The following is an 8,310-nucleotide window of genomic DNA, read 5'->3' as shown; positions in this document are numbered from 1 at the left end:
CCGCAGGCGGTCGCCGCGAGCGTGAGCACCCCCACGGCGGCGAGCGCCCTCCTGGTCGTGGTCACGCGGGTGGCTCCACGCATGGGTGCCTCCTGGAAGCGCTGTGGGTCCGAGATCGACTCGGACCCACTTAACACCTTTTGACACCATATGCCTGGATGCCGTGCCCGGGCCCCGGAGGGCCGGAACCCGTATGGACCACACGGGCGGGCACGGCAGCTCCCGCGCGCGGTCTCAGGCCGCGGCCACGACCGCCCGCTCCTCGGCGAAGTGGCAGGCCGACGGGTGCGCGGCCCCCGACTCCGACTCCTCGAACGGCGTGGGAACCGCCAGCAGGGGCACCTCCTCGGCGCAGCGCGCCTCCGCCTTCCAGCAGCGGGTGCGGAACCGGCACCCGGACGGCGGGTTGGCGGGCGAGGGCACGTCGCCCTCCAGTACGATCCGCTCCCTGCGCCCCTCGGCGTCGGGGTCGGGCACCGGCACCGCCGACAGCAGCGCCTGCGTGTACGGGTGCGTCGGGTGCTCGTAGATCTCCTCGTCGCTGCCGATCTCCGCCATCTTGCCCAGGTACATCACGCCGACGCGGTCGGAGATGTGCCGCACGATGGACAGGTCGTGCGCGATGAACATGTAGGAGAGGCCGAACTCGTCCTGGAGGCGCTCCATCAGGTTGACGACCTGCGCCTGCACCGAGACGTCCAGCGCCGAGACCGGCTCGTCCGCCACGATGATCTCCGGACGCAGCGCCAGCCCCCGCGCGATCCCGATCCGCTGCCGCTGACCCCCGCTGAACTGGTGCGGATACCGGTTCACATACTCCGGATTCAGCCCCACCACATCCAGCAACTCCTGCACCTTGCGCCGCCGGTCCCCCTTCGGCGCCACCTCAGGATGAATGTCGAACGGCTCCCCGATGATGTCCCCCACCGTCATCCGCGGATTCAACGACGTGTACGGGTCCTGGAACACCATCTGAATGTTGCGCCGCACCGCCTTCAAAGCGCGCCCGGACAGCTTGGTGATGTCCTCGCCCTTGTAGCGGATGGTCCCGGAGGTCGGCGCCTCAAGGTTCATCAGCAGCTTGGCCACGGTCGACTTGCCGCAGCCCGACTCGCCGACGATGCCCAGCGTCTCGCCCGGGTAGAGGTCGAAGGAGATGCCGTCGACCGCCTTGACCGCGCCGACGTGCCGCTTGAAGAGGACACCCTGGGTCAGCGGGAAGTGCTTGACCAGGTCCCGCACCTCGAGAATCGGCTCGCGGCGCTCGGTCTGCTCGGTTTGCTGGGACTGTTCACTCACCGAGGGTCTCCTTCCAGAAGTGGCATGCGCTGCCGCGTCCTTCACCGACCTCGGCGAGCGGGGGCAGTTCACTGCGGCAGACGTCCCGTGCGACGGGGCAGCGCGGATGGAAGGCGCAGCCGTCGGGAACCTTGGCCATGTTGGGCGGCAGGCCCTGAATCGCGTAGAGCTCCTTGCCCTTCTGGTCGAGGCGGGGAATGGAGTCGAGCAGGCCCTGGGTGTAGGGGTGGGCCGGAGCCTTGTACAGCTCCTTGACCGGCGCCGTCTCCACGATCCGCCCCGCGTACATCACCGCGATCTTGTCCGCGACGTCCGCCACCACACCCAGGTCATGGGTGATCAGGATCAGCCCCATGTTGAACTCACGCTGCAGATCCGCCAGCAACTCCATCACCTGCGCCTGCACCGTCACATCCAGCGCAGTCGTCGGCTCGTCCGCGATGATCAGATCAGGCTCCAACGCCAACGCCATCGCGATCATGATGCGCTGCCGCATCCCCCCACTGAACTGGTGCGGATAGTCGCCCACCCGGGCCCTGGCGGCCGGGATTTTCACCCGGTCCATCAGCTCGATGGCCTTGGCCTTGGCCTCCTTGCGGGAGGCGCCCTGGTGGACGCGGAACATCTCCGCCAGCTGGTAGCCGACGGTCAGCACCGGATTCAGCGAGGAGAGCGCGTCCTGGAAGATCATGGCGATGCGGGCACCGCGGATCTTGCGGCGCTCGTCCTTGGACATGGTGAGCATGTCCTCGCCGTGGAAGAGGATCTCCCCCTTGGGGATGCGCCCGGGCGGCATGTCCAGGATGCCCATGACCGCCTGGGCCGTCACCGACTTGCCGGAACCGGACTCGCCGAGCACCGCGAGCGTCTCGCCGGCCTCGACCTGGTAGTTCACGCCGTTGACGGCCTTGACGATGCCGTCCCGGGTGTGGAAATCGACGTGCAGGTCCCGCACTTCGAGCAGGGTCATATGAGGCGCGCCTCCCTCAACGGCTCTTGGGATCGAGGGCGTTGCGGACCGCATCGCCGAGCATGATGAACGCCAGGACGGTCAGGGAGACCATGATGGCGGGGGAAATGAGCATGTGGGGCACGGTGCGCAGGCCGTCCTTGCCGGAGGAGACGTCGACGCCCCAGGAGACCGCGGGCTCCGCCAGGCCGATGCCCAGGTAGGACAGAGTCGCCTCGGCGGCGATGTAGCCGCCCAGCGCCGTGGTGGCGACGACGATCACCGGTGCCACCGCGTTGGGCACGATGTGCCGGAACATGATCCGCGCCGTGCTCGCCCCCAGCGACTTCGCGGCGTGCACGTAGTCGCTCTGCTTGACGGTGATGACCGAGCCGCGAGCGACCCGGGCGATCTGCGTCCAACCGAGGAAGAGCAGCGCCATGATGACGACCCACACGTTCCCCTCGGTGAAGGTGGTCAGCACGACCATGGCACCCAGCAGGAACGGGATGCCCTGGAAGATGTCCGTGACTCGGGAGAGCACGCTGTCCAGCCAGCCGCCGAAGTAGCCGGCCACGAGCCCGACGATGCCGCCGAGGATCGTCACGAACAGTGTCACCAGGACGCCGACGAGCACCGACGCCCGCGCGCCGTAGACCATGCGGGCCCACACCGAGCGCCCTTGGGTGTCGTACCCGAACCAGTCCTCGGCGAACAGGTGCGTGTAGTTGGGCTTGCCCTGGTAGTGGTGCGTCAGGTCGCCCACCTGAGGGGAGGCGGAGGTGAACAGGCTGGGGAAGGCGACCATGGCCAGCAGCAACACGATGAGCACGGCCGAGATCACGAAGAGCGGTTTGCGCCGCAGGTCGTGCCAGGCGTCGGTCCACAGACTGCGGCCCTTGGCCGGCGCCGCGTCCTTGCCCGGCGGAGCGGGCTGCGGGTCGGTCGCCGCCGACGCGGGCACGTTCAGGGTTTCAGTCATAACGGATCCTCGGGTCCAGGACCGCGTAAAGCAGGTCGACGAGCAGGCTTGCGACGAGGTAGACGATCACGATCAGCGTGGCGATGCCGACGACCGTGGACCCCTCGCGGCGGTTGAGCGCCTCGAAGATGGTCAGGCCGATGCCGTGCACGTTGAAGATGCCTTCGGTGACGACCGCGCCGGCCATCAGCGAACCGATGTCGGTACCGAGGAAGGTGACGACGGGGATCAGGGAGTTGCGCAGCAGGTGGACGCCGACCACCCGGCGCCGGGGCAGCCCCTTGGCGATGGCGGTGCGGATGTAGTCGGCCCGCAGGTTCTCCGCGACCGAGGTGCGGGTGAGCCGCGTGACGTACGCCAACGAGAGTGCCGCCAGCACAATCGCAGGCAACAACAACTGACCCAGGTCTCTCGAGTCCAGCACGGTCGGGGTGAGCCAGTCGAGTTGGAAGGCGAACAGGTACTGGAAGAGGAAGCCGAGGACGAAGCTGGGCACCGAGATCAGCAGCAGGGTGAAGATCATCACGACCCTGTCGAACACCTTGTCGGCGAACAGTCCGGAGACCAGACCGAGCAGCACACCGGCGACGACGGTGAAGACGAACGCGAACAGCGTGAGCCGGATGGTCACGGGAAACGCCTGCGCGATCACCTCGGCCACCGGTCTCTGGGTGGCTATCTCGGTGCCGAAGTCACCCTGGAACAGCCCGGTGAGGTAGTTCCAGTACTGGTGCCACAACGGCAGGTCGAGACCGAGCTGGTGCTTGATCGCCACGATCTGCGCCGGGTCGGGCTTCTTCTCACCGAAGAGCGCCGCCACGGGGTCGCCGGGCAGCGCGAACATCATGCAGAAGATCAGCAGTGTCGACCCGATGAAGACCGGGATCATCTGGAGCAGTCGCCGTGCGACATAGCGCCCCATAGTGCCTCCGTAACGGAAAGGGAGCTCGGGATCGGCCGGGGCCGCCGCTCGTGGCGGTGCGGCCCCGGCGTCTTCCCGGGTGCTGCTACTTGACGGTGATGTCGGTCACGAGGACGTTGCCGTCGAAGCCGACCTTGACGTCGTCGATGCCCTCGCCGTGCACGATGTTGGCCGCGTAGTCCCACAGCGGGATGGCGGGCATCTTCTTGAGCAGCTCCTTCTCCGCCGCCTGGTAGTCCTTCACGGCCGCGTCGAGGGACTCGGCGTGGTCGCCCTTCTCGAACAGCTCGTCGACCTTCTTGTCGGAGAAGCGGCCGTAGTTGGTGGAGGCGCCCGTCTTGTACAGGTCCTGCATGAAGTTGACGTTCAGCGGGTAGTCCGCGAGCCAGCCGCCCCGGTAGGTGCCCTTGACCTTGTCGGCCTGGCGGGCCTCCAGGTCGGTCTGGAAGTCCGGCTTGGAGTCGCCCACGCACTTGACGCCGGTGGCCTTGGTGATGCTGTTGCACACAGCCGTCACCCATTCCTTGTGGCCGCCGTCGGCGTTGTACTGGATCCAGATCTTGTTGCCCGGGACGCCGCCGCCGTCCTTGATGAACTTCTTGGCCTTCTTCGGGTTGTAGGTCAGGACGTCGGTGTCCAGCTCCTGGTAGCCCTTGACCTGCGGCGGGGTGAACGCCTTGGAGGGGATGCGGGTGCCCTGGAGGACGGTCTTGGTGATCGTCTTGCGGTCGATCGCCATCGACAGGCCCTGGATGACCTTCGGGTCGACGTCCTTGAACGGCTTGGAGTAGAAGGCCGGGACGATGCTCTGGGTGCCCGCGTACGGAACGTCGAGCGCGCGGTCGCCGAAGTCGGACTTGCGCTTGGGCAGGTCCTTCGGGCCGACGCCGTCGACCAGGTCGAGGTTGCCGGACAGCGCGTCCTGGTAGGCCGACTCCAGCTTGGAGTAGGTCTTGAACTGGATGCCCTTGTTCTTGGCCTTGTTGGAGCCCTTGTAGCTGTCGACGGCCTTGACCTGGATCAGCTTGTTGTGGGTCCACTTCTGGAACTTGTACGGGCCGTTGCCGACCGGCTTCTGGCCGAACGCCTTGGGGTCCTTGTAGAAGGACTCGGGCAGCGGCGTGAAGGTCTTGTAGCCCAGCTTGTACTCGAAGTACGGGACCGGCTTGGCCAGCTCGATGGTGAAGGTGTGGTCGTCGACGACCTTCAGCCCCTCCATCTCGTCCTTCTTGGACTTGCCCTTCTCCGGGTGGACGTCCTCGTAGCCCTTGATGTCGCCGAACCAGTAGCTGTTCGCCTGCTTGTTGTCGACGTTGGCCATCCAGTTCCACGCCTTGACGTAGGACTCGGCGGTCACGTCCGTGCCGTCGTGGAACTTCCAGCCCTTCTTGAGCTTGACGGTCCAGGTCTTGTTGTCCTTCGACTCGACCGACTCGGCGTTCATGTTGGTCAGGCCGCCCTTGTCGTCGTAGCCGACCAGGCCGGTGAACAGCGCGTCGATGACGTAGCCGCCGAACTTCTCGTTCGTGTTGGACGGCATCAGCGGGTGCTGGGGCTCGCCGTTGAACATCGAGACGTACCCGGCGGGCTTGCCCGACGCGCTGCCTCCGTCGCCGGAACCTCCACCGCACGCCGTGGCGGCCAGCGCCACGGCCGCCGCAAGAGCGGACCACTGCATCATCTTCGCACCACGCATGGAGCGACCTCCTAGAGTCGTTCACCAAGGAAGAAGGGGCGGTGCCATGGCCGGCAGCCTGCCGGTCCGTGCTACACGCCCCCACGCTCGCGGAGTCGCCGCCCACATGACGGTGCGTGACCCATTAACCCGAGCTCGATGCACTCACTATCTGCCCTCACCCCCCGTGTAAACCAGATGTGAAGAGTCTCGGTTTGATTACACCTACATCCGGTTGTCCGTTAAGCGGCAAGAGCAACCCCAGAAACCCGCCTAAAACGGACAGCGGTACGGGTTGTCGAACCGTTATCCGGACACGGAAAAGCGGAGGGGACCACACCTCGCAGGGTGTGGTCCCCTCCGCGTCCGAGCCGGCCGCTACGGTGCGCAACCGGCGATCGGCTACCTCTTCGCCCGCGCGGCAGCCCGCGCGCGCTCCTTCATGTCGAGGTTCACCTTGCGGATACGCACCGTCTCCGGCGTCACCTCGATGCACTCGTCCTCGCGGCAGAACTCCAGCGACTGCTCCAGCGAGAGCTTGCGCGGCGGCACCAGGTTCTCCGTCGTGTCGGCGGAGGCCGCGCGCATGTTGGTCATCTTCTTTTCCTTGGTGATGTTGACATCCATGTCGTCGGAACGGGAGTTCTCGCCGACCAGCATGCCCTCGTACACCTCGGTGCCGGGCTCGATGAAGATCACACCGCGCTCCTGGAGGTTCATCATCGCGAACGGCGTCGCCTTGCCCGCCCGGTCCGCGACCAGCGACCCGCTGCGGCGCGTGCGCAGCTCCCCGAACCACGGCTCGTGCCCCTCGAAGAGCGAGTGCGCGATGCCGGTGCCCCGGGTCTCGGTCAGGAACTCGGTACGGAAGCCGATCAGGCCGCGCGCCGGGACCAGCCACTCCATCCGGACCCAGCCGGAACCGTGGTTGGTCATCGTCTCCATACGGCCCTTGCGGGACGCCATGAGCTGGGTGATCGCGCCCAGGTGCTCCTCAGGGGCGTCGATGGTCATACGCTCGACCGGCTCGTGGACCTTGCCGTCGATCTCGCGCGTGACGACCTCCGGCTTGCCCACCGTCAGCTCGAAGCCCTCGCGGCGCATCGTCTCCACCAGGATCGCCAGCGCCAGCTCGCCACGGCCCTGCACCTCCCAGGTGTCGGGACGCTCCGTCGGCAGGACGCGCAGCGAGACGTTGCCGATCAGCTCCCGGTCCAGCCGGTCCTTGACCAGCCGCGCGGTGACCTTGTGCCCCTTGCCGCCCTTGCCCACCAGCGGGGAGTTGTTGGTGCCGATCGTCATGGAGATCGCGGGCTCGTCCACCGTGATCAGCGGGAGCGCGACCGGGTTCTCCGGGTCGGCGAGCGTCTCACCGATCATGATGTCCGGGATACCGGCGACGGCGCAGATGTCGCCGGGACCCGCCTTCTCGGCCGGCTTGCGGGTCAGCGCGTCGGTCATCATCAACTCGGTGATCCGCACGCTCTGCACCGAGCCGTCGCGCTTCATCCAGGCCACGGTCTGGCCCTTCTTCAGCTCGCCCGCCTCCACGCGCAGCAGCGCGATCCGGCCCAGGAAGTTGTCCGCGTCCAGGTTGGTGACGTGCGCCTGAAGCGGCGCCGCCTCCTCGTAGGTGGGCGCGGGGACCGTCTCCAGCAGCGTGGTGAAGAACGGCTCCAGGCTGGTGCTGTCCGCGGGCACCGCACCGTCGGCCGGCTGGGTCAGCGAGGCGACGCCATCCCGCGCGCAGGCGTAGACGATCGGGAACTCGATCTGCTCCTCGTCCGCGTCCAGGTCGAGGAAGAGGTCGTAGGTCTCGTCCACGACCTCGGAGATCCGGGCGTCGGGACGGTCCGTCTTGTTGACGCAGAGGATCACCGGAAGCCGGGCCTCCAGCGCCTTGCGCAGCACGAAGCGGGTCTGCGGCAGAGGCCCCTCGGAGGAGTCGACGAGCAGGACGACCGCGTCCACCATCGACAGGCCGCGCTCGACCTCGCCACCGAAGTCGGCGTGGCCGGGGGTGTCGATGATGTTGATGGTGACGGGGTCGCCACCGTCCTTGGGGTGGTACCTGACCGCCGTGTTCTTGGCGAGAATGGTGATGCCCTTCTCGCGCTCCAGGTCGTTGGAGTCCATCACCCGGTCGTCGACGGATTCGAGCTGGTGGGCCGCGAAGGCTCCGGCCTGCTTGAGCATGGCGTCGACGAGAGTCGTCTTGCCGTGGTCGACGTGGGCGACGATGGCGACGTTGCGGATGTCGTGGCGCGTGGGCACTGAGGGGTGTCTCCCGGGTTGACGGATGAGGCCGCGCTCCCCCGGCCTCCGACCGGGGCGCCCCCGGCCCGTGAGGGCCGGGCCGCGGGCCCTGATGCCGGGCTCGGCTCGCCGCGGCCTCACATGCCATGGTACGGGCAGCCAAGCGGAGCACCCGACGGGGCCGCCACGCCGCCCGGCTACCGCCCGCGCCCGGGCCACACCCCGCT

6 protein-coding genes are annotated in these 8,310 nt (G+C 67.2%); all 6 read right to left on the bottom strand.

Annotation, left to right across the window (positions count from 1 at the left end; translation table 11 throughout):
* Positions 1–234: 234 nt before the first annotated feature.
* The 6 genes from AB8Z75_RS24800 to typA all read right to left on the bottom strand — a co-directional run bounded on the left by AB8Z75_RS24800 (position 235) and on the right by typA (position 8,101).
* A complete protein-coding gene (locus AB8Z75_RS24800) occupies positions 235–1,299 on the bottom strand; it encodes an ABC transporter ATP-binding protein (protein ID WP_369205609.1) in 1,065 nt (354 codons plus the stop codon).
* Positions 1,292–2,269 carry an ABC transporter ATP-binding protein gene (locus tag AB8Z75_RS24795; protein WP_369205607.1) on the bottom strand — a complete coding sequence of 326 codons (978 nt, stop codon included), beginning with the start codon at positions 2,267–2,269 and terminating at the stop codon, positions 1,292–1,294. The genes AB8Z75_RS24800 and AB8Z75_RS24795 overlap by 8 nt, the downstream gene beginning before the upstream one ends.
* Before the next feature lie 16 nt (positions 2,270–2,285).
* The gene (locus tag AB8Z75_RS24790) at positions 2,286–3,230 is read right to left on the bottom strand and encodes an ABC transporter permease (RefSeq protein ID WP_369205605.1); all 945 of its coding nucleotides are present in this window, start codon (positions 3,228–3,230) and stop codon (positions 2,286–2,288) included.
* Positions 3,223–4,152, bottom strand: a complete 930-nt coding sequence (locus tag AB8Z75_RS24785) for an ABC transporter permease (RefSeq protein ID WP_369205603.1) — start codon at positions 4,150–4,152, stop codon at positions 3,223–3,225. The genes AB8Z75_RS24790 and AB8Z75_RS24785 overlap by 8 nt, the downstream gene beginning before the upstream one ends.
* An 85-nt stretch (positions 4,153–4,237) precedes the next feature.
* Positions 4,238–5,848 (bottom strand): ABC transporter substrate-binding protein, encoded by a 1,611-nt coding sequence (locus tag AB8Z75_RS24780; RefSeq protein ID WP_369205601.1) that lies wholly within the window; start codon positions 5,846–5,848, stop codon positions 4,238–4,240.
* A gap of 381 nt (positions 5,849–6,229) precedes the next feature.
* A complete protein-coding gene (typA, locus tag AB8Z75_RS24775) occupies positions 6,230–8,101 on the bottom strand; it encodes a translational GTPase TypA (RefSeq protein WP_369205599.1) in 1,872 nt (623 codons plus the stop codon).
* Positions 8,102–8,310: the final 209 nt, after the last annotated feature.

This window comes from Streptomyces sp. PU-14G, from assembly GCF_041028275.1.
In the GTDB taxonomy this organism is placed as follows: Bacteria; Actinomycetota; Actinomycetes; order Streptomycetales; family Streptomycetaceae; genus Streptomyces.
Note: the sequence above shows the minus strand (reverse complement) of the source record. Positions and strands in the feature narration are given on the sequence as shown.